Annotated in this window: 19 protein-coding genes; 9 read left to right on the top strand and 10 right to left on the bottom strand. The window is 39.6% G+C overall.

Annotated elements, in window-relative coordinates; translation table 11 throughout:
• The first annotated feature begins 6 nt into the window (after nt 1-6).
• Nucleotides 7-3,231 (top strand): fused isobutyryl-CoA mutase/GTPase IcmF, encoded by a 3,225-nt coding sequence (icmF, locus tag ACKWCF_RS09420; RefSeq protein ID WP_409477328.1) that lies wholly within the window; start codon nt 7-9, stop codon nt 3,229-3,231.
• A gap of 124 nt (nt 3,232-3,355) precedes the next feature.
• Nucleotides 3,356-3,766, top strand: a complete 411-nt coding sequence (locus ACKWCF_RS09415) for a hypothetical protein (protein ID WP_409477327.1) — start codon at nt 3,356-3,358, stop codon at nt 3,764-3,766.
• Between the two features lie 7 nt (nt 3,767-3,773).
• Here ACKWCF_RS09415 and ACKWCF_RS09410 read toward each other — a convergent pair whose 3' ends face one another.
• Together ACKWCF_RS09410 and ACKWCF_RS09405 are read right to left on the bottom strand one after the other, a co-directional pair.
• Nucleotides 3,774-4,064 carry a hypothetical protein gene (locus ACKWCF_RS09410; RefSeq protein WP_409477326.1) on the bottom strand — a complete coding sequence of 97 codons (291 nt, stop codon included), beginning with the start codon at nt 4,062-4,064 and terminating at the stop codon, nt 3,774-3,776.
• A 240-nt stretch (nt 4,065-4,304) separates the two neighbouring features.
• On the bottom strand, nt 4,305-5,000 hold the full coding sequence (locus tag ACKWCF_RS09405; RefSeq protein WP_409477325.1) for a hypothetical protein: 696 nt from the start codon (nt 4,998-5,000) through the stop codon (nt 4,305-4,307).
• 192 nt (nt 5,001-5,192) lie between these two features.
• On the opposite strand from ACKWCF_RS09405, the gene ACKWCF_RS09400 reads away from it, so the two are divergent.
• Nucleotides 5,193-5,519, top strand: coding sequence for a hypothetical protein (locus ACKWCF_RS09400; protein ID WP_409477324.1), 327 nt, complete (start codon nt 5,193-5,195; stop codon nt 5,517-5,519).
• 6 nt (nt 5,520-5,525) lie between these two features.
• On the opposite strand, the gene ACKWCF_RS09395 is transcribed toward ACKWCF_RS09400, so the two are convergent.
• On the bottom strand, nt 5,526-7,079 hold the full coding sequence (locus ACKWCF_RS09395) for an NAD(P)/FAD-dependent oxidoreductase (protein ID WP_409477323.1): 1,554 nt from the start codon (nt 7,077-7,079) through the stop codon (nt 5,526-5,528).
• Between the two features lie 28 nt (nt 7,080-7,107).
• Here ACKWCF_RS09395 and asd point away from each other — a divergent pair, with 28 nt between their 5' ends.
• Nucleotides 7,108-7,938: an archaetidylserine decarboxylase gene (asd, locus tag ACKWCF_RS09390; RefSeq protein ID WP_409477322.1), complete on the top strand. Its 831-nt coding sequence runs from the start codon at nt 7,108-7,110 to the stop codon at nt 7,936-7,938.
• Here the strand turns inward: asd and ACKWCF_RS09385 are convergent.
• Both ACKWCF_RS09385 and ACKWCF_RS09380 read right to left on the bottom strand, forming a co-directional pair.
• Nucleotides 7,935-8,375, bottom strand: a complete 441-nt coding sequence (locus ACKWCF_RS09385; RefSeq protein WP_409477321.1) for a hypothetical protein — start codon at nt 8,373-8,375, stop codon at nt 7,935-7,937. The genes asd and ACKWCF_RS09385 overlap by 4 nt on opposite strands.
• 139 nt (nt 8,376-8,514) lie before the next feature.
• The gene (locus ACKWCF_RS09380) at nt 8,515-8,883 is read right to left on the bottom strand and encodes a 6-pyruvoyl trahydropterin synthase family protein (RefSeq protein ID WP_409477320.1); all 369 of its coding nucleotides are present in this window, start codon (nt 8,881-8,883) and stop codon (nt 8,515-8,517) included.
• A 64-nt stretch (nt 8,884-8,947) separates the two neighbouring features.
• On the opposite strand from ACKWCF_RS09380, the gene ACKWCF_RS09375 reads away from it, so the two are divergent.
• Nucleotides 8,948-9,451 (top strand): 6-pyruvoyl trahydropterin synthase family protein, encoded by a 504-nt coding sequence (locus ACKWCF_RS09375; protein ID WP_409477319.1) that lies wholly within the window; start codon nt 8,948-8,950, stop codon nt 9,449-9,451.
• On the opposite strand, the gene ACKWCF_RS09370 is transcribed toward ACKWCF_RS09375, so the two are convergent.
• Nucleotides 9,452-10,480: a hypothetical protein gene (locus ACKWCF_RS09370; RefSeq protein ID WP_409477318.1), complete on the bottom strand. Its 1,029-nt coding sequence runs from the start codon at nt 10,478-10,480 to the stop codon at nt 9,452-9,454.
• A gap of 171 nt (nt 10,481-10,651) precedes the next feature.
• Here ACKWCF_RS09370 and ACKWCF_RS09365 point away from each other — a divergent pair, with 171 nt between their 5' ends.
• From ACKWCF_RS09365 to ACKWCF_RS09355, 3 genes are all read left to right on the top strand, one after another.
• Complete coding sequence (locus ACKWCF_RS09365) at nt 10,652-10,876, top strand: FeoA family protein (protein WP_409477317.1); 225 nt, start codon at nt 10,652-10,654, stop codon at nt 10,874-10,876.
• Nucleotides 10,861-12,807, top strand: a complete 1,947-nt coding sequence (gene feoB / locus ACKWCF_RS09360) for a ferrous iron transport protein B (RefSeq protein WP_409477316.1) — start codon at nt 10,861-10,863, stop codon at nt 12,805-12,807. Before ACKWCF_RS09365 ends, feoB begins: the two co-directional genes overlap by 16 nt.
• A 116-nt stretch (nt 12,808-12,923) precedes the next feature.
• Complete coding sequence (locus ACKWCF_RS09355; RefSeq protein ID WP_409477315.1) at nt 12,924-14,204, top strand: trans-sulfuration enzyme family protein; 1,281 nt, start codon at nt 12,924-12,926, stop codon at nt 14,202-14,204.
• Nucleotides 14,205-14,208: 4 nt separating this feature from the next.
• Here ACKWCF_RS09355 and ACKWCF_RS09350 read toward each other — a convergent pair whose 3' ends face one another.
• Together ACKWCF_RS09350 and ACKWCF_RS09345 are read right to left on the bottom strand one after the other, a co-directional pair.
• Nucleotides 14,209-16,026 (bottom strand): polysaccharide deacetylase family protein, encoded by a 1,818-nt coding sequence (locus tag ACKWCF_RS09350; RefSeq protein WP_409477314.1) that lies wholly within the window; start codon nt 16,024-16,026, stop codon nt 14,209-14,211.
• A 5-nt stretch (nt 16,027-16,031) separates the two neighbouring features.
• Nucleotides 16,032-17,105, bottom strand: a complete 1,074-nt coding sequence (locus ACKWCF_RS09345) for a phospholipase D-like domain-containing protein (RefSeq protein WP_409477313.1) — start codon at nt 17,103-17,105, stop codon at nt 16,032-16,034.
• Between the two features lie 162 nt (nt 17,106-17,267).
• On the opposite strand from ACKWCF_RS09345, the gene ACKWCF_RS09340 reads away from it, so the two are divergent.
• Nucleotides 17,268-18,200 carry a hypothetical protein gene (locus ACKWCF_RS09340; RefSeq protein ID WP_409477312.1) on the top strand — a complete coding sequence of 311 codons (933 nt, stop codon included), beginning with the start codon at nt 17,268-17,270 and terminating at the stop codon, nt 18,198-18,200.
• Here ACKWCF_RS09340 and ACKWCF_RS09335 read toward each other — a convergent pair whose 3' ends face one another.
• Nucleotides 18,201-18,854: a GNAT family N-acetyltransferase gene (locus ACKWCF_RS09335; RefSeq protein ID WP_409477311.1), complete on the bottom strand. Its 654-nt coding sequence runs from the start codon at nt 18,852-18,854 to the stop codon at nt 18,201-18,203. It lies immediately after the preceding gene.
• Between the two features lie 12 nt (nt 18,855-18,866).
• A complete protein-coding gene (locus ACKWCF_RS09330; RefSeq protein WP_409477310.1) occupies nt 18,867-19,766 on the bottom strand; it encodes a hypothetical protein in 900 nt (299 codons plus the stop codon).
• Nucleotides 19,767-19,783: the final 17 nt, after the last annotated feature.

Genomic DNA, 19,783 nt, shown 5'->3' with positions numbered 1-19,783 from the left:
ACAGTTATGACAAAGAATCCTGTGCGTATTGTTACTGCGGCTTCACTTTTCGACGGCCATGATGCTTCGATCAACATCATTCGTCGTATGCTTCAAGAATTCGGAGCCGAAGTTATCCATTTAGGCCACAACCGTTCGGTGAATGATGTTGTGAAAGCCGTTTTACAAGAAGGCGCGCAGGGCGTGTGTATCAGCTCATATCAGGGCGGCCACATGGAATACTTTAAATACCTTCGTGATTTATTAAACCAAGCTGGTGCTGCGCACGTAAAAATTTACGGCGGTGGCGGTGGTGTGATCGTGCACGACGAAAAACGTGAGCTTGAAGCTTACGGTATTGCGCAGATCTTCCATCCAGACGACGGACGTCGTTTAGGCTTAGAGGGCATGATCAAAATGATCGTGGAAGGTTGTGACTTTCCAATGCCGACAAATTTATCAAATGATATTAAAAACGTTTTTGCTGGCGATAATATTCCTTCAACTCAGTTAGGTATTGCACTAACAGCCATTGAAAACGGGCAAAAAGATGTCACTCCAGAAAAATTCGGCTTAACAAATTTCGTTCGTAAAACAAACACACCTAAAATTTTAGGTATTACGGGTACGGGCGGTGCCGGTAAGTCATCATTAATCGATGAATTATCGCAGCGTTTTTTAAATGCTTACCCAGAACAAAAAATCGCAATTGTGTGCGTTGATCCTTCAAAACGTAAAACGGGTGGTTCACTTTTAGGTGACCGTATTCGTATGAACTCGTTATCACGCCCGCACATTTACATGCGTTCTGTGGCTTCGCGTGGTTCTGGTAAAGAGATCGCAAGTTCATTGCCAGATATTTTAAATTTCTTAAAAAAATGTGATTTTGATTTTATCATCGCAGAAACTTCAGGTATCGGCCAAGGTAACATGGCGATCACTGACGTGTCTGATTTATCAATGTACGTTATGACGTCTGATTTCGGGGCGCAATCACAGTTAGAAAAAATCGACATGATCGATTTCGCAGACTTCGTAGCCGTGAATAAAGCTGACCGTCGTGGTGCACTCGATGCCGTACGTGATGTGACTAAACAATATAAACGTTCACGCAAAATCTGGGATGATAAAGTTCAAGTTCCCGTATTCTTAACACAGGCTAGCCAGTTCAATGATGGCGGCGTGAATAACTTATTCTTCTCGGTGGCAGACAAGTTACATGAATTAAAATCGTTACCGGAAGTTCCTAAAGCTTACCGTGAAACAGTTTTATCGGCTGATGAACACACAGTAATTCCACCAGATCGTCAAAACTACTTAGCTGAAATCGTATCAACGGTTCATAAGTACAAAGACCGCGTAAAAACTTTATCCGATAAAGCTTCAAAACTTGGCTCACTCGAGAACTTAAAAACTGATCTTGGATTAACTGCTGATCAGGTCGCAAAAAAACGCGCTGAGTTTTCAGAAGGTTTCACGACTGAAGAATTGCAATCTTTAGAAAAATGGGACGAATTAAAACGTATCTACTCTCAAGATGAATTAATTTTCAAAGTGCGTGATAAAGAAATTCGTCAAAGCTTAGTGACTAAATCATTAAGCGGCACAAAAATCCGTAAAATCGTTTTACCAAGTTACAAAGACTGGGGCGATCGTTTTACGTTCTTAAAAATGGAAAACGTGGCCGGTGAATTTCCTTACACAGCGGGTGTATTCCAATTGCGCCGTGCCGATGAAGATCCAAAACGTATGTTCGCGGGAGAAGGCACACCTGAAAGAACAAACCGTCGTTTTCATTATTTATGTAAAGGCGAAAAAGCACACCGTTTATCAACAGCATTTGATTCAGTAACTTTATACGGTCAAGATCCTGATTTACGCCCGGATATCTACGGTAAAGTGGGTGAGTCGGGTGTAAGCATCTGCTGCTTAGACGACATGAAGAAACTTTATTCTGGATTTGATTTAGTGAATCCAAATACTTCGGTTTCAATGACGATCAATGGTCCTGCGCCAATGATCTTAGCTTTCTACTTTAATACAGCTATTGACCAACAGGTTGATAAAAAAGAAAAAGAATTAGGCCGTAAATTAACTGATACTGAATGGCGCGAGCTTGCAACGGCTACGATGTCAGCGGTGCGCGGAACGGTTCAAGCTGATATCTTAAAAGAAGATCAGGGCCAAAACACTTGTATCTTCTCGATTAACTTCGCATTGAAAATGATGGGCGATATCCAGCAATTCTTTATCGATAAGAATATCCGTAACTTCTACTCGGTTTCAATTTCTGGCTACCACATTGCTGAAGCCGGTGCGAATCCGATTTCACAATTGGCGTTTACCTTATCGAACGGTTTTACATTTGCTGAATACTACTTATCACGCGGCATGAAGATCGATGATTTTGCGCCGAATTTAAGTTTCTTCTTCTCAAATGGTCTTGATCCTGAGTACACGGTTTTAGGCCGCGTAGCTCGTCGTATCTGGGCTGTGGCGATGCGTGATCTTTACAAAGGTAACGAACGTTCACAAAAGCTTAAATACCATATCCAAACATCTGGGCGTTCTCTGCATGCGCAAGAGATCGATTTTAACGACATTCGTACAACATTACAGGCCTTAGTTGCGTTAAACGATAACTGTAACTCGTTACACACAAATGCCTATGACGAAGCGATCACAACACCTACGCAAGAGTCAGTTCGCCGTGCGATGGCCATTCAAATGATCATCAACCGTGAATACGGAGCGATGAAAAATGAAAACATCAATCAAGGTTCTTACTTCGTTGAAGAATTAACTGATCTAGTTGAAGAAGCGGTATTAGCTGAATTTAAACGTATCTCTGAGCGCGGTGGTGTATTAGGCGCTATGGAAACTCAGTACCAACGTTCAAAAATTCAAGAAGAGTCGATGTACTACGAACATCTTAAACACTCTGGCGAATTACCGATTATTGGTGTGAACACATTTATCGATCCGAAAACTTTAGAAGCTGGTTATATTCCGCCGAAAATTGAGCTTGCTCGTGCTTCGACTGAAGAAAAGAACCATCAGCTAAAACAAATCGAAGACGTGCAAAAAGCTAATAAAGCACAAGCTGATCTTGAGATTAAAAAACTTAAAGAAGCTTGCTTAAGTGGCGCGAATATTTTCCAAGCCCTTATGAGTGCGGCTAGATATTGTACGTTATATCAAATGTCACAAGCATTATACGAGGTCGGCGGTCAATACCGTCGTAATCTGTAGATTTAAAGTCACAGGATGGCTTTTTTACGACAGGCCGGATGGCGAGTGTCAGAAGCAATCAGTAGTTAATCTCAGTTGAGAGAGGTATCCTTAAGGTCAAATGAGATCTTAAGGAGGTCTTCTTATGAATAAGTTTTTAGTATCAATGTTAGCTTTAGCTTTTGTTGCAGGTTGTGCGCATCACCGTGATGTTCGCCCGGGAGCTGATGGCATTCACCGCGTAGTTATCCAAACTGAAGGCGATGAAAGCCAAAAACGCGATGCGATCAATCAAGCCAATCACTTCTGTAAAGAACAAAACAAATACGCCGCTTTTGTTGAAGAAAAACAAACTTACACAGGCAAAGTTGATGAAAAAACTTATAACAACGGAAAAGCAGCCTCTAAAATCTTAAAAACTGTTGGTAGCGGCGCTTACATATTCGGTGGCCAAAAAGAAAGTAATGCTGGCGGTGTCGGCGTTTTAGCCGGCCAAACAACAGACTCGGTTCTTGGCAACGGCTATACTGTTGAAATGAAATTTAAGTGTCAGTAAATATTATTTAGTTCTCCGATTTTTTTTCATCGGAGGCTGACTTAATTTCATCTTCGCGTAAAAAAACATTAAATTTTAGCGGGTTCCGTCTGCTTGGACCCGCAGTGATAACTTCTCCTGCAAAGGTAACTCTTTCAGATCCGATATTGCGCACGATATTTTTTTTGATATCTTTTTCTGTCGACAGTCCTTCTTCTAAAACCGTATTAAAACTTTCAGTAGAGATACTATCTTTCGCAAATAATGGAGAGGCGAAAAAGTACATTAGTGGAACAATAACAGATAGACGTAGTTTCATGGATCCCCCTTGCACACAATACTGATAAGCAAGAAGAGGACCTAAAAAACCGATTGGCCTGCACGACGATATATGGCTTTGCCAATAGAGTTTTGTCTCAGACTGATAAGTGAGGCTGTCTATGCGGTATGCGAAATTTCTACTGTAAGTGTTCTAAGATATTGATCTAACTAAACAATGCCTGCAGTTGTTAGAGTAGTAGGCATTGTTCATAAGTAAGCCAGTGTCTCTGTCTTAAATTTAGAAGATACGATTTTGCTCTTCCCAGACAGAAAAGCGGTCAATAAATAATAATCCCGAAACAACGCGGTTAAGATCGGGCTGTGTTTCCATATGAATTTCAGAAAGATTCAAATAGCGGGAATAAACACTTTGAATTTCTTCGCAAAATTTATTGTAAGCTTCGTCATTTAAAATTAATTCAAATTTTTTATTGTATCCAGCTCGTTCATTGTTGTTTTCAATACGTGAAAAAATGTTTTTAAGAACCATTTCGCTATAAGTTTTGTGAAGTGCTCCATTGGGCTGCCAACGAACAGGGTAGTGGATTAACGATACAAAACGATCGCCTGGCAGTAATTGCGCTAAACCCACTTTTTCTAAATCGCGGGCGTATTTACGCAAATCTTTTTCTGAAATATTTAATTGTGACTTGATCTGCGCAAAGCTTGCACCTGTTAGGATATGGCGAAACAACATTTTAACTATAAATTCTGAAGCTAGAAGTTTTTCTTGTTCGTGCGTAAATAAATGTGGTTCACGCTTTACGTACTTAGAAAGTTCAATGATTTCATAAAATGAAACTTCGAGTGCGCTTGCTAATTCTCTTAATTGTTGCAGAGTTAAATCACCACCATTTAAGCGACGTTTGATCGTGGCCGGAGAAGTTTTTAAAGCTTTGGCCATAGTTTCGTAGGTTGCTTTTTTGGACTTCATCAAAGTCTTTAAGGTTTTCTGAATCTTCTTACATTCATAATCCATAGCCATTTTCCTTTTTTTAAGGTCAAAATATGACCTTTTAAATATAGCTTTGTACTTATCAGGTCAATCATAGTTTGTTAGGTGCCAGGTCCTATTTCTTGTCTAATCGCAACACGAAATAGGACCTGGCACTACAAAGGAGATAGTATGAGATTAATGAATTTGGTTTTTGTTTTAGGATTATCGTTATCAGCAACCGCAGCCAGTGCAGCAGCACTGTGTCCGCCGGACTCATGCAACGTTCATAACGGCTGCATGGATGGCTGTACGACAAAGACAGCTCTAGGTGTTGCAGCCTGTAATACAGAAGATCCAAAGGCCGCTGAGAATGAAGCTTTACAGAATGGGGTAAACTACGCTTATCGATCTTGCGCGTATAGTTTCTTTCTAACGTCTAAATGGAAAGTAAACCAAGTAGAAACCGCTGGCCAGTGTGAAGTACACGCTCAAGCTAGTTTTTCTTGTTTTCAATAACAAAAATTATTTTAATTTTTCAAAGATTTTTTCAGCGCAGCGAATACCATCGACTGCGGCTGAAGTGATTCCGCCAGCGTAACCAGCGCCTTCGCCGCAAGGATATAAACCTTTATGCGAAAGGCTTTCTAGCGTTTCATCATCACGAGTAACACGTAGCGGACAAGATGTGCGCGATTCAACGCCGTAAAGCTGTGAATCTTCGGTGATAAAACCCTTCATGCTTGTGTTGAAGTTATTTAAACCTTCAGCCAGCTTTTGATACATAAACTTCGGCAGTAATTCATCTAAACGAATCGGAAGAACGCCTGATGGTGAGGATGTTTTACGTAGCACGTTTTTATTTGAACGGTTTAAGAATGAAACTAAGTTTTGTGCCGGTAATTCTTTAGTGCCTTTGTTTTCACGAATGGCTTTAAATGCATTCGTTTCAAGTTCACGGCGAAGTTTCATTCCACCAAGTAAATCTTTACCGAATAATTTTTCATGCTGAATGCTGACTACGATAGCTGCATTGGCAAATTCAGAGTTACGGTTAAAGTTACTCATCCCGTTACAAACGATACCATCTTTTTCAGTGCCGCTTGATAACACGTAACCACCTGGGCACATACAGAAACTGTAAACGCCGATTCCTGATTTGTCGTCATGGTGAACAAGTTTGTAGTTCGCCGAACCTAATTTTTCATGTTCAGAAAACTGACGGTATTGAATATTGTTAATTAATTTTTGCGGGTGCTCTATACGTAAACCCATCGCAAAAGATTTACCTTCAATATACACACCTGATTCAAGTAGGTGATTAAGCATATCTTCAGCTGAGTGGCCTGTGGCTAAGATCACGTTATCAGATTTGTATTCTGTTAATTTTCCAGAATCATCTTTGATCACAACACCGTTAATAGAGTCTTTGCCATAAAGTAATTTTTCAACTTTAGAATCAAAATGAATTTCACAACCATTCGCGCGTAAAAAATCACGCACTTTCGGAATCACACGGCGAATTTTATCAGAGCCCACATGTGGGTTTGATAACCACTGAATTTCAGCCGGAGCACCAAATTGCACTAAACGGTTTAACACATAAGGAATATGCGGAGATTTAATACGGGTAATTAATTTTCCGTCAGAATATAAACCCGCGCCACCTTCACCGTAGCAAACGTTATTTTTTGGATCTAATTCACCATAACGCCAAAAACGATTGATGCCCTTAATGCGTTCAGCGGATTCAGAACCACGTTCAAATAGTAAACACGGAATCCCGCGCTCAACTAAACGAATCGCCGCAAATAATCCAGCAGGGCCTGTGCCGACAACAATAGGGCGGTCAATTTTTTTATCAGGATTGATTTTTTCTAATTCAAATTTTTCTAAAGATAACGTTTCGCCTTCTTCAGCCACTTCGATGGTGTAAACAAAGTGCGGCGAATGTTTTTGACGGGCATCGACAGATTTTCTAAGGATGCGGTATTCCCCATGCTTAGGCATGAGCCATTCTAAATGTGACTCTAAGTCATCATCAATTTTAAGTTTAATATCTTTAAAAATCTTCGACATTGAGGGGTTAATGTAGCAGAATCACCCCATGGCAGCAATCACTAGGTTCTTACCGAAAAGTCACTTAAGCTATATCGTGGGTAAATTGGTTCATTTGCCTTTACCGCGCTTTATTTGGACCCCAATCATTAGAATTTTTGCAAAAGCTTACAAGATTAACCTCGAAGAAGCTGAGTTTCCGGTTGAGCAGTACCCCTCATTAGGAGAATTTTTCATCCGTAAATTAAAACCTGGGCGTCGTCCCGTAGGACGTACTTGGGCCCTACACCCAGCTGATTCGGTCATCACTCAGGCTGCTATTATTGATGAGGGAAAGCTCATTCAAGCCAAAGGTAAACACTATCATGTTAGAGATTTCGCAGGCTTTGAAAAAGCTTTTGAAATCTACAGTGGTGGCCCGTTTTTAACTTACTATCTTTGCCCGACGGATTATCACCGTGTGCATTCACCAGTTGATGGCACGATCGAGCGTATCATTCATATTCCGGGCGCTTTATGGCCTGTGAATAACTGGTCAACATCAAATATTCACGAACTTTTTTCGATCAATGAGCGTGTGTACGTTGAAATTAAAACTGATCGTGGCTTAGTTGGTGTTGTGTTCGTTGCCGCAACAAATGTTGGCGATATCGCTTTAAGTTTCGATCCTGAAATTCGGGGCAATCAGTTTAAAGTTTTTAAACCTCTAGTTAAAGAATACAAAAAATTATCGATCAAAAAAGGCGATGAGCTTGGCATGTTTCGTATGGGTTCAACTATCGTCATGCTTTATCAAAAAGATGTTTTAAGTTTACAAAATTCCCAGTTAGAGCAATTTCACAATAAGCCAGTTAAAGTAAATTCAGATTTCGCGAATTAATCACGGGTGATCATAAAATAAAGTATGATCACAGCGACAATTAAGAAAAAAGTCAGGATCGGATATTTCTTAAAAAAATTCGTGTCGGTAATTTTGTTACCGGCATAGTTTGAGCCTATTTCTATCATACCCATTTCGGCAAAAAGCCCCAGAGAATGCCGGGCTAAGTGAACTGAGCGATCATAAGTTTGATCAAAAATAAGTTGAGTGATTGGAACATCGCTTGCTTCCTCTTGAAGTTGAATCTTTTTTACGTCTTTGCGTGACTCCGTATAGAGCTGGAATTTTTTTAATTCTTCAGAATCAAACCAAACTTTCTGGCACGGAAAGCAACTTTCAACTTGAATGTCGGTTCCTATAAAATGTAACGCTAATTGCTTTTTACAAAGTAGACAGTTATGGCTACTTTTCGAAAGCATCTGCTTTGATTCATTCATTAATTTTTGAAAATCTATCGGACGAAAATAAGGCCGCACTGAGTGCATATCAACATAAGCCGAATGGCAGCGTAAACACGCTAGATTTTTATCTTTGGGAGTTAAATTTGTTCCGCAATTTCTACAGTCACGCACCCGTTTAGTTTACGGGATAAGTGCACTCGGTAGTAGGGGTTTCCATAATCGTTACCGACTTAAGTAACGGAAGTTTTGCTTTGGTGCGGTCATAAATCCATACGGCTAAAAGCTCTGATGTTGGGTTTTCTAAACCTTTAACTTCGTTTAAAACACGATGGTCAATCTCAGAAAGTAACGGGCGCATAACCTCGTTAATTTCGTGGTAATCTTGAACCCAGCCCACTTTAGGATCTAAGGGCCCGCGTAAAGTTAAAATGATTTTAAAGCTGTGGCCATGCATGCTCTTACAAGGATGCCCTTCAGGCAACAAAGGTAAAAAGCGCGCTGATTCAATTTGAAAGTGTGACTTTAGTTCAAAAGCTTGGCCCATTTAATATCCTTGCGAGGTTTCACCTCGACTTGTTATATAGCCCTAAAACGATTATACTGTCAGCATGAAAACCACGTCATTACGCCTAGCTAAGCAAAATTTTAAGTTCTCTTCGGCGCATTTTCTGATTTTTGACCAGAAATCCGCAGAAATGTTACATGGGCATAATTACCAAGTGGTGGTTTCTATCTTAGCCCCAGATGTGGGTAATGCCTCTGATGACGACGGTAAAATGGGTTACATGGTGGATTTTAACGTTCTTAAAAAATTCATCAAAGCCCGTTTAGATGTTTGGGATGAGCATGTGCTCCTTCCAAAAAATCACCCGGATATGAAATGTGCTTCTTCAAGTAATAATAAAAACTACGAAGTGACTTTCCGTGACCGTTTTTACTCTTTTCCTAAAGAAGAAGTGATTTGGCTAAATTGTTCAAACACAAGTGTAGAACAATTATCATCAATTTTAGCTGAAGAGTTTTTCAAAGAATTTAAAAAATACGGAATTGCAAAACTAACTGTTGCTGTTGAAGAAACGCGCGGGCAGTCGGCAGCAACGACGATTGAATAATTATTTCGGGTTTTGAACTTCGTCTAGTGTAAGTTCTTTTTTGATTCGATAAGACCAAAAACAAATTTTACCTAATCCTTTAACCCAGGCTTCGGCTTGATCTTCTAACATTTGCGGAAAGCCGTTACACGCCGTTGACCCAAAATCAGAAATGTTTGTGACTTCAGTTACTGACCATGACCAAAAGCTTTTTTCTTTTTTTGTCATATTGCGGTTATAACCTTGGTTTCCTAATTGGATTTTCGCGAAAACGATTTTTTGTAATTTAGGGTTGTTGATTTGATCGCGCGCTTTTTGCACCATCGCAGGATCTTTGATTTTTACCACGAACTGATCTCCGTGATTATCACTCGGACCAACTACGAAATATTTTTCATCACTTGAGGCAATCGAACGTTGTGGTTCGACGAAGCTTGGTTTTAAAACTTCAGATGATGTGTGAATCGCCGTACGAAATCTTTCTTTCGCTGTGATTTTAACCCAGGTAGAAGTAGGTTCTGCCTTTAATGCAAAAGTAAATAATTCTCTACCTTCAACATCAATTTCTAACGGTTCAGATTTTTTCACCAAACTTAAATTTTCGACATAGAAAGTATTGCGTCCTGGAAATAAATTTTTAAGCTGAACTTCATTTGCGGCGCGCGGATTAATTTTGTAATAAACCACTCCGCCTTCTAAGCTATCGGCAGAAACGATGTCGCGTAAGTTACAGTTTGTATCAACGCTAATATCTTTGGGGCTATCTAAAACTAGTAGGGAGTAATCTTGTGTTGCTGTCGATGGGTCGTGTGAAAGTTGCAGATAGATTTTACCTTTTGCAGGAACAGTGTGGTCAATTTCATCAACAAGGTATTTTTCCCATTCTTGAAGCCACACAGTTTGATCTTTATTCGATTTATTTTCTATCGTTAGAGTTTGATTCACACACAGTTTTGGCCAGCGAAAGACTTCGGCGGATGCACTCAGTGTTGCTAATTGTGTAAGCAAAATCAGGGTCAACTTTAGGCCTGTAGCTGGATGGTAGTTCATACAGACTGGATCGGACTTAAGGGATACCGACTTGACCAGAGAAGGGCTTTTCTGGACTTTCGCATAGCGATTTTGTGAAGAATTTCAGAGAGAACTGTCAGTTCGTTTTCAATTAGATCGGGCTAAATGAAAATATTATTCATTTAGCCCAAGGGGAGTTACAAAACCCCAATGAACGAAAAAAGCACACAACTAAAGTTAAAAGGGTTTAATCAAGTTGAAGTAAACCCGCAGGCCAATCAAGTTCTGATCGAACGTTTAATCGACTTCGGATTATACCCAGGGGTTGAATTTGAAATCGTTAAAAAATTATCTTTCTCAAATGTGACGGTGATTCGCTTTCATCAAACGTTGTTGGCGTTAAATGAACAGGAGTTCAAATGTCTTGCCATGTAGAAGAAACAGTAACTCCGTTAGATGAACGAAACGTTTTATTAGTTGGCTCACCAAACTCAGGTAAAACAACTTTATACAACTGGTTAACAGGCTCAAAATTTAAAACAGTGAATTACCCAGGCGCCACTGTTGAATACTCTTTAGGTGCTCTTCAATCAGAATTAGCCACTAAAGCTGATATGCAACCGATTGGTATCGTGGATACGCCGGGCGTTTATTCATTAGACCCGCAATCAGACGATGAAAAAGTCACAGTAAGTATTTTAAAAGATTGTCATAACGTAAAATACAACTCAGTTATTTTAGTTATTGATGCGACACAAATGAATCGTCAGTTATTATTAGCTAAACATTTAATTCAGCCAAATTCACACGTGATCGTTGTTTTAACAATGTCAGATCTAGTGGCGAAAGAAAAACAACAAGTTAATATCTTAGAAATTAAAAAATTCTTAGGTGTTGAGCACGTTGTGGCTTTTGATGGTGTTTTAGGTAAAGGTTTATTTGAAGTTGTAGCATTATTAAAAAATACGCCACAAAAAATCTCTCGTTATAACGAAGTTAAATACACTGAAGTTCAAAAAATTGAAGACTTAAAAACGATCTCTCAATTTTTAAAAGAAAAAGCTTTCATGCAAGAAAAAGTGGAAGCAGCTCAAGCGGCAATTCAAACTCAGTCGCAGTTAGAATTCACGCTGAAAGTGGATAAATGGTTATTACATCCTATTTTGGGTTATGTGTTTTTCTTTGCTCTTATGACGATCTTCTTTGCTTCAGTTTACTGGTGGGCAGCGCCACTAATGGATTTAATCGACGGAGCCATGGCTACATCGATTGATTACACAAAAGCACACATTCCGGGATTACTGGGCGAATTTATCGGTGATGGTATCTTAGCGGCGATTAACGGCGTGATTATTTTCGTTCCACAAATTTTCATTCTATTTATCGGTATCGGTTTATTTGAAAGCACAGGGTACTTATCTCGTGTGGCGGCGTTAATCGACGGGCCTCTTAAAAAAGTAGGTCTTGGTGGCCGTTCATTCGTTCCGATGTTATCTGGTTTTGCTTGCGCAATTCCAGCGATCATGGCGACTCGTAATATTACATCTCGTAAAGAAAGAATGATCGCGCAATTCACAATTCCGTTTATGTCGTGCTCGGCACGTTTACCGGTGTACGGTTTACTAATCGGTTTTTTAATCGCTGGTGGTACAACCAGTGTTTTAATGGGCGGCTTTATTATGGCGTCGCTATACTTTGGTTCAATCGTGATTGGCGCAGTAGCGTCTGCAATTTTATCAAAAATGATCGAAAGCCAACAGTCTTCGCGCTTAATGATGGATTTACCATTTTATCGTAGACCACGTTTTAGAACGATTCTTCGCCAATCTTGGGATAAATCGGTTTCATTCGTGAAAAAAGCAGGGCCGGTGATCGTTGGTCTTACAGTTATTCTTTGGTTTGCGACAACATTCCCGAAAGCAGCTGAAGGTACTCCAGAAGATCAAGCTCCACCATCATATGCGATGCAAGTTTCAACAGCGATTGAGCCAATTTTTAAACCGCTGGGTTTAGATGGTCGCGTGGGTTTCGCGTACGTAGCTTCATTTGCAGCACGCGAAGTTTTCGTATCAAGCTTAGCCTTGTCACTGAATGCAAAAGTTGAAGATGAGGAAAACACGACGCCAATTTTAGAGAAAATGGCTGAAGCTAAATTTGCTGATGGCACGCCAATCTTTACCGTAGCTTCTGTTGTCGGTATTTTTATTTTCTTTATGATTGCTATGCAGTGTTTAACAACTGTGGGCGTTTTAAAGAAAGAAAATGGCAGCTGGTTGTGGACAGGTTTACAATTAGTGGGAAGTAACGCATTTGCTTACTTATTAGCCGTTATTGTTGTGCAATCTCTTAAAGCATTTGGGCTATAATCAGATCGTTTCATTAGCATGGTTGGGGTAAATTTCCTGACCATGCATTAATACACAGAGACATGCCTTGCTCGTTCTAGTGTTCAAACTCTAGTATTTTGACACACGAGGAATACATGGCGAACAAAAAATCTCTTTTATCTAAAAAAGTTTCGAAAAGAACTCAGTCCATTCACGGCGAACATACAACGTCAGCCTGGGATTATTCACATCACATTATTCCACCGTTAACCGCCTCAACAACATTTCGTCTTGAAAGTTTACAACGTGGTGCCGAAGGTTTTAACCAGTTCGGTAATCCCAAAAATGAAACGCCGATTTTAATTTACGATCGCCTAGATGAACCAACGACATTGATGCTTGAAGAACAGTTAAAAATTATGGAATCAGCCGAATGTGCCGTAAGTTTCGGAAGCGGCATGGGCGCAATTTCAACAACGATTTTGTCATTTGTAAAACAAGGGCAAAAAGTTATTTCGCATAAAACTTTATACGGTTGTACGTACAGTTTACTGACAAGCTGGATGCCGAAGTTTGGTGTTGAAACTGAGTTATGTAATTTAAATGACACAGATCTTGATGAAGCGTTTAAAGATAAATCAGTTCGTTTAGTTTATTGTGAATCTGTTTGTAATCCGAATTTAGAAATCATTGATCTTGAACGCGTTGTTAAAGCGATCGCTAAAGCCAACAAAACTCGTAAAGACGATAATAAAATTTTATTCGCTGTGGATAATACTTTCGCCACACCTTGGGGATTACGCCCAATTGAGTGGGGCGTAGATATCGTGATTCAAAGTTTGACAAAAAATATGTCAGGTTTTGGAACTGATATGGGCGGCGCTGTGATGACGGCTAAAAAATACGAAGCGACTCTGAAACTTGGTCGTAAAGATTTTGGGGCTATCATTAATCCATTTTCGGCGTGGCACATCATGGTTTATGGTTTATCAACGCAGTCATTACGTTTTGAAAAACAACAAGAAAATGCTATGGCTATAGCGAAGTTTTTAGCTAAGAGTAAAAAAGTAGAAAAGATTTTTTACCCAGGTCTTGAAAGCTTTCCTGAAAAAAAATTAGCTAAAAAATACTTAAAAACTCCTGAAGGAAAATTTGCTCCAGGTTTAATGATCGCCTTCACGCTAAAAGGTGATATGAAAAAGACAGCGAAGTTTGTCGATGATATCGCGAAAAATTCATACAGTATCACTCTAGCTGTGAGTCTTGGTTTAAATAAAACTTTAATCGAAGTGCCAGGTTATATGACTCACTCAGCGTATCCTAAAGATAAGCTGGATAACTGCGGTATTGATCCAAAGCTTATTCGTTTAAGTGTAGGCCTTGAGAGCATTGATGATCTTATCGGCGATCTAGAGGAAGCTTTAGGTCGTGTTTAGATAACTACTTCTTACGTTTTTTAAAATAGTACGAACGATACCAAGAAGCAGTTTTTTTCCATAGAGAGAACTTTGTCTCATCTGGAAAAATATTTACTCTAAAAATCTGAAACGGGTCATCGAACATTTTAAGTCCGCCGGTGTCTGTATTAACGGCAAAGTCATACCCAGCGGCCTCAGCTAGCTTTGCACAAGCGGCGTTGGTATCACCGTAAGTGTAAGCGTAGACACACACTTCGCGTTCAAATTCTTTCTCTAGCGCACGTTTTGAATCAATTAGTTCGGCAAACGCTTGGTCAGGCGTCATCTCAGTAATGCGTTTATGACTAAAACCGTGTGAGCCGATTTCAAAATTTGAGTTAAGCCAAAGTTTACGGTCAGTGCCTGAGATAATCTTATCGCCTTTTTCAGAATTAGCTTCATCCCATTGGTTGTGGCTGATTTCGTTATTCGCTAATAGAAAGATCTGTGCTTTGAAGTTATACTTTTTAAGTAAGGGGTCAGCGTTATTTAAATTATCCCAGTAACCATCATCAAAAGTTAGCACTAATGGTTTTTTCGGAAACTGATCAAATGAACGTGTGCCGTTTTTAAATTGTTTTAATTCAGAAAAAGTCACGGTTTCAAAGCCAGCATTTTTGTAAAACTCTAAATGTTTTTCAAAATTCGCCTGCGTAACATAAATCTTATGTGGTGAATCTAACTCTTGTGTTGGGATTTTATGGTACATCAAAACCGGAATCCAACCAGGGTAGTGAGCTTCGAAGTAACTGGCTTCATAGATTTTTTGCAACTGATCGCAAACTGTTTTGATGCCGAATTGGCCTTTAGCTGTTTTAGCTAAATCCATTAACTGTGAAACATTAATTTTATAGTAATTTTCGATATCTGCATCCATTTGTGCTGGACACACTTCAGGTTTTCCAAACGATGAAGCTTCAATATCACCGAAGTTTGATTTGATCTGCTCATTGAAATTTTCTTTTTGGCAAAGGCCAAGATACTTTGCTTCGCCAAAAGCAATCACCGCAACGCCACTCATTAAGCTTTCCATACATACGCGACCCGAGCCGATGACAAGATCGAACTGGGTATAGATGCCTTGGTGTAAAGTTGGCGGCGTATGAAAAAACACATTTTTCGCGTGCAAAGATTTATCAATCTCGTTTTCAGAGGCACCAACTAAATGAATTTCAAAATTAATATTTTTAGCCGTTAAAATTTGAGTCAGGCTTTGTACAGCATTTTCAGTACGGTCTTTTTTAGGACCTGTAGCGCGGCCAATAATCGCAATTTTTAAAAGCTCAGTTTTATTCTTCGCAGAATTGATTTTTTTCGGGAAAAATAGATCTGTACTTATCCCATTACGAATAACTTTGATATTTTCTGGCTTGTAGCCAAACTCATTCACCAATTGATCTTGCACATTTTCACAAATAGCAATTTGGTGAGATCCGTAAATATTTTTAAACTTTTTAGAAAACGAAACATGCTGGCGACCGTGAATGGTGCTGATATACCCAATTTGAGTTCCGCGGCTAGCGCTGTGAGCTAACTTTGAAGCGGCCCGTGAGTGGGCATGAATCACTTGAACTTTATGTTTTGCGATGAGCTCTTTTAAGGTTTTAACGCTTTCGTTAAATTCAGCACGCGATTTTGTCTCAACTTTAAGTTCTATTTTTTCAGCTTTAGTTGGGTAGTAAAACCCATTAGAAACTTGTAAAACCTTATGGCCTGTGGCCACTTGGATGTCTGTAAGCTGGCACGCGTAAACTTCGGCGCCAGTCAGATGGTTTTGAGACAATAAATGAAGAATAGTCACATGAACTATTCTTCCGTATTTGACGTCAATGGGCTACATTTTTCTGGAGCTTCTTCGGGAATTTCGACCGCTTTTGACCAATCTTTTTCAAATAAAGCGGCCATTTTCGCCTCTGTGGCTTGATCGTTAAACACAATCCCTAACTCACGCGCTTTTGTTAAAGAGTTCACAGAGAAGTTCTCAGAGCCTAAGAAAACGGCTTTATGATCTACATTGATCGTTTTAGCATGAATGTAAGGAATTTCTTCGTTAGCCGGATAAGGAGTTCCTTTAACCGCAATTCCTTTTTTGCTTAGGTCTTTTAGGTTTCTATACGCGGCATCGGCTGCCATACCTAAACCACACACAGACGTTAACACACGCACTTGAACTTTACGTTTAACCGCAGCGGCTAAGGCCTCGTGAATTCTCGGGTTACCCATATTTTCAATCCAGATTTCAATTGAACTGTCGGCCGAATTAATTAAATCAACTAGTTTACCTTCAGAATTATTCGGACTCCAGACTAAGTTTGTAACTTTTAATTCCGGTGTATTCGCTGTTTGTTTTTGCGCATTTTTAACATCTTGGTCAAAGACCGCGATGATTTCATTGATGACATTTTTATCAGCGGTAAAAACACCAAGATCACGCATTTGATTTGCGCGGCTGATAAAGTTCATTGTTGAAATAAAGGCCAATGTGTCGTCGATCACAAACATTTTCCAGTGCGAGATCGAAAAGCCTTTTGTGGCCACCATAATGTTTGCGCCAGCGGCTTTCAGTTGTTCAAAGATCGCTTTACGCTTTTCATTGTTCGTGCAGTATTTATCGCAGATGATTGTAACGTTGATTCCGCGTTTGATTTGTTTTTCGATTTCATCAGCCATGTCTTTTGATGAAATACCGAAAATACCAATGCGGATGGTTTTCTGGGCTTTCGCAAAAGCATTGTATAAAGGCGTATGATTTTGCTCTGGTGTTACGACCAATTCCAAATCGTTAATTGAGCTTAATTGCTTAAGCCAAGGAACTTTTGGCGAATAGGCGTTTGCTGTAGAGATTAATAAAGTAATTGTTAAAAATAGACGTAACATCATGATGTGGACCCCTCTCACATATCTTCAAACGTGCGGCTATTTCCCTATGAAAAAGGCTAACTTGCAAAACAAAATTGATGCTGCGTGTGCGTAATAACACAATCTTGATGACATCGGGGTTTTTTGCCCAATAATTGGCTTATGGAGTTATCAGGAGTAAACATGAATCCCGTTTCTAAGATGAAGTTTAAGGCATTAGTGCTAATTTTAGCAGCTGCAATTCTAAGTGGCTGTGGGGCTGCAGAAACAGTTCAATTAGGTGAAGCTGATCTTCCGACAGAACTTGGTAACCAACTTGGTGATGTGATGGCTTCTATTGATGATGCTGGTGGCGGTAATACGACGATCGCGCAATATGCTCCAACGTTTGACCGCTACAATATGTCATCGCCCAAACAAGTCGCCTATGAAAATATTTTTAAAATTTTATTACCTGAAGCCCAAGCTGCCACATGTGGTGCTACGTTTAGTGCGTGCTCATCAAATACGAAAACGAGAACTTTTGGCGGGTGTTCAATCGGAAATTTTGTTCTTAATGGTTCAGTGACAATGACTTGGTCTGGCGGTGCAAACTGTACACTTTCAGGAACAAGCCAATCAATTCGCATTGCTCCTAATTATTCTGTGGCTGGAAACAACATGACATTAACAGCGACGAAAACGGGAACAAATGGTGCAAGTTTAACTTGGATCTCTGGGGCTGGTGATACTCGAGTGATGAATTACACAAATGATGGTATCAATCGTACCCTAAGTTATAACGGTACGGCTTTACTAAGCATTACGACTCGTACAAATTCGCCGATCACTGTGACTAATGTAAATCGTGGTAGTCGTAGTTTATCAAGTGCTGCAGGCGCTTTAGAGATTGTTAATAACACCTCTGGTGAAAGCTGCACATTTATGGCGAGCGGAATTACCTACGGTGCTACAAACTGTAACTGCGCGACCTCAGGTAGCTGGGTTGGATCTTGTTCTTCTTTAGGTAATATTTCAATGTCCATCAGTAGTTGTGGATTAGCTACGTTAAACTACACAGAAGATGGTTCGCCAAAATCGAAAGCCATCGCTTTAGATCGTTGCGTACAAAATTAATCACAGTTTCTTTTCAAAAAGAATTTTTAGAACCGGGCTTAGAGTTGTTTGCTCTGTGCCCACAATATCAAAGCCTACTTTTAAATTTAAAGACATCATCGCTTTGTGGCGGTTATCTGATTTGGTCTGCATTAAGGCATAACCTTGAGCTTTAGCCCAAGCATGCTGTTCTTGCATTAGGGCTTGTGCCACACCCAGTTTTCGATGTTTTGTCGAAACTGCACCCAGCCAGCTATAATACTTGGTTTCATCAAGCTCATAGCCCGCTTTAAAACCTACAAGTTCTTGTTCGTAGTAAAAACAAAAAACCGTCGCGTTTTTTTGTGTCGTAAAACGTTTATAAAATTTGTCTTCGTCAAATTCAGTGAAGACTTCTTTGCAGAGTTTTAAAATATTCTGTCTAACTTCGGTAGTAATCGTAGAGAAGTTTTTAATTTCAAACGGTACCTGGGAAAAACGGGGCGTTTGTTTGCCTTGAAATTCATTCACTTCAAAAAACATGTCTTTCGGGCGAATCCATAAAGTCGCAAGCTCATTCGGGTAAAGACATTCGTAAATGACGTAGTCTTTTAACTCTTCAGAATGTTTAGCTTCACCAACGTAGCGATAAGGTTTATTTTTATAGTGCTTAAAATATTTTGAAGGTTTTTTCATGGCTGACGTATTTTAGGCGGCCACAGATTGATTGTCAAAATAGATCATTTTTGCAATATCAGGTGAATCTAAAAATAAACGTATTTTAATATCACGAATACCGTCAGCTAAGCGCAGGTAGTTCGTGTAGCCCACGATCTGCTGAATTGGTGAAATCTCGTAGTGCCCCATGATTAAGTCTTGGTTGCGTTCATTTAAAAGTTTTTTAAGATTCACAATGCTTTTATTGTCTTCTGTCACAACTGAATAAAGACTCATAAGCTCTGGGCCTAAGAACGTAAGCACAGCTATGGTGTTTTTTTCAGTGGTAATTTTAAAGCAAGATGCATTGATCTGTTCGATTTTATAATTTAACTGCAGCATGTGCTTTAGCGTACGTGAATAAATCGATTGGTCTTCAGGATTTAAAAAATTCTCAGGGGCTAAGCACGGAATAATATTTTTTCCGTAGGTGAGAGAAAAACTTTTTAACCATAAATGATTATTCTTCATTTCAGTTAAATACTGATCGGTATAGAATTTCATTTTTTGTAAATTTAAAATTTCCATGACCACTTGGTCTTTATCATCAACTCTGCGTCCAAGTTCGGTAATCATGGTGGCGTAGATATAAAGCTGAACATCATCAGACGACATCGTATCTATGCCCCAGTGGCAACCGCGGTGACAGTGATTCATTTGGGCTACAAATTCAATTAAGCGTTCGTAACTTAACCCTTGGCTATCGATCGGAGCTTTTAACTTTACAAAACCAAAAGCGTCGTCGGGGTGAAGTTTGTTATCTTCAAGCACTAAGGTAAAATTGTGATTTAATTTTTCAACGACAGCGCAGTTAGCCTGAATAGAAATTTCCGCATCTGAGAAGACATCTCTAATGTGGGGTAGTATTCGGTGTAGGTATTGATCAGGCATATAGTCTAGGTATCGGA

Source organism: Pseudobdellovibrio sp. HCB154 (assembly GCF_046267985.1).
Classification (GTDB): domain Bacteria; phylum Bdellovibrionota; class Bdellovibrionia; order Bdellovibrionales; family Bdellovibrionaceae; genus Pseudobdellovibrio.
This window is presented reverse-complemented; position numbering and strand designations above follow the sequence as displayed.

Excerpts from the sequence above, each read along its gene's own strand:
- icmF (WP_409477328.1), top strand. The coding sequence starts at position 7 with ATGACAAAGAATCCTGTGCGTATTGTTACTGCGGCTTCACTTTTCGAC.
- ACKWCF_RS09415 (WP_409477327.1), top strand. The coding sequence starts at position 3,356 with ATGAATAAGTTTTTAGTATCAATGTTAGCTTTAGCTTTTGTTGCAGGT.
- ACKWCF_RS09410 (WP_409477326.1), bottom strand. The coding sequence starts at position 4,064 with ATGAAACTACGTCTATCTGTTATTGTTCCACTAATGTACTTTTTCGCC.
- ACKWCF_RS09405 (WP_409477325.1), bottom strand. The coding sequence starts at position 5,000 with ATGAAGTCCAAAAAAGCAACCTACGAAACTATGGCCAAAGCTTTAAAA.
- ACKWCF_RS09400 (WP_409477324.1), top strand. The coding sequence starts at position 5,193 with ATGAGATTAATGAATTTGGTTTTTGTTTTAGGATTATCGTTATCAGCA.
- ACKWCF_RS09395 (WP_409477323.1), bottom strand. The coding sequence starts at position 7,079 with ATGTCGAAGATTTTTAAAGATATTAAACTTAAAATTGATGATGACTTA.
- asd (WP_409477322.1), top strand. The coding sequence starts at position 7,108 with ATGGCAGCAATCACTAGGTTCTTACCGAAAAGTCACTTAAGCTATATC.
- ACKWCF_RS09385 (WP_409477321.1), bottom strand. The coding sequence starts at position 8,375 with ATGAATGAATCAAAGCAGATGCTTTCGAAAAGTAGCCATAACTGTCTA.
- ACKWCF_RS09380 (WP_409477320.1), bottom strand. The coding sequence starts at position 8,883 with ATGGGCCAAGCTTTTGAACTAAAGTCACACTTTCAAATTGAATCAGCG.
- ACKWCF_RS09375 (WP_409477319.1), top strand. The coding sequence starts at position 8,948 with ATGAAAACCACGTCATTACGCCTAGCTAAGCAAAATTTTAAGTTCTCT.
- ACKWCF_RS09370 (WP_409477318.1), bottom strand. The coding sequence starts at position 10,480 with ATGAACTACCATCCAGCTACAGGCCTAAAGTTGACCCTGATTTTGCTT.
- ACKWCF_RS09365 (WP_409477317.1), top strand. The coding sequence starts at position 10,652 with ATGAACGAAAAAAGCACACAACTAAAGTTAAAAGGGTTTAATCAAGTT.
- feoB (WP_409477316.1), top strand. The coding sequence starts at position 10,861 with ATGTCTTGCCATGTAGAAGAAACAGTAACTCCGTTAGATGAACGAAAC.
- ACKWCF_RS09355 (WP_409477315.1), top strand. The coding sequence starts at position 12,924 with ATGGCGAACAAAAAATCTCTTTTATCTAAAAAAGTTTCGAAAAGAACT.
- ACKWCF_RS09345 (WP_409477313.1), bottom strand. The coding sequence starts at position 17,105 with ATGATGTTACGTCTATTTTTAACAATTACTTTATTAATCTCTACAGCA.
- ACKWCF_RS09340 (WP_409477312.1), top strand. The coding sequence starts at position 17,268 with ATGAATCCCGTTTCTAAGATGAAGTTTAAGGCATTAGTGCTAATTTTA.
- ACKWCF_RS09335 (WP_409477311.1), bottom strand. The coding sequence starts at position 18,854 with ATGAAAAAACCTTCAAAATATTTTAAGCACTATAAAAATAAACCTTAT.
- ACKWCF_RS09330 (WP_409477310.1), bottom strand. The coding sequence starts at position 19,766 with ATGCCTGATCAATACCTACACCGAATACTACCCCACATTAGAGATGTC.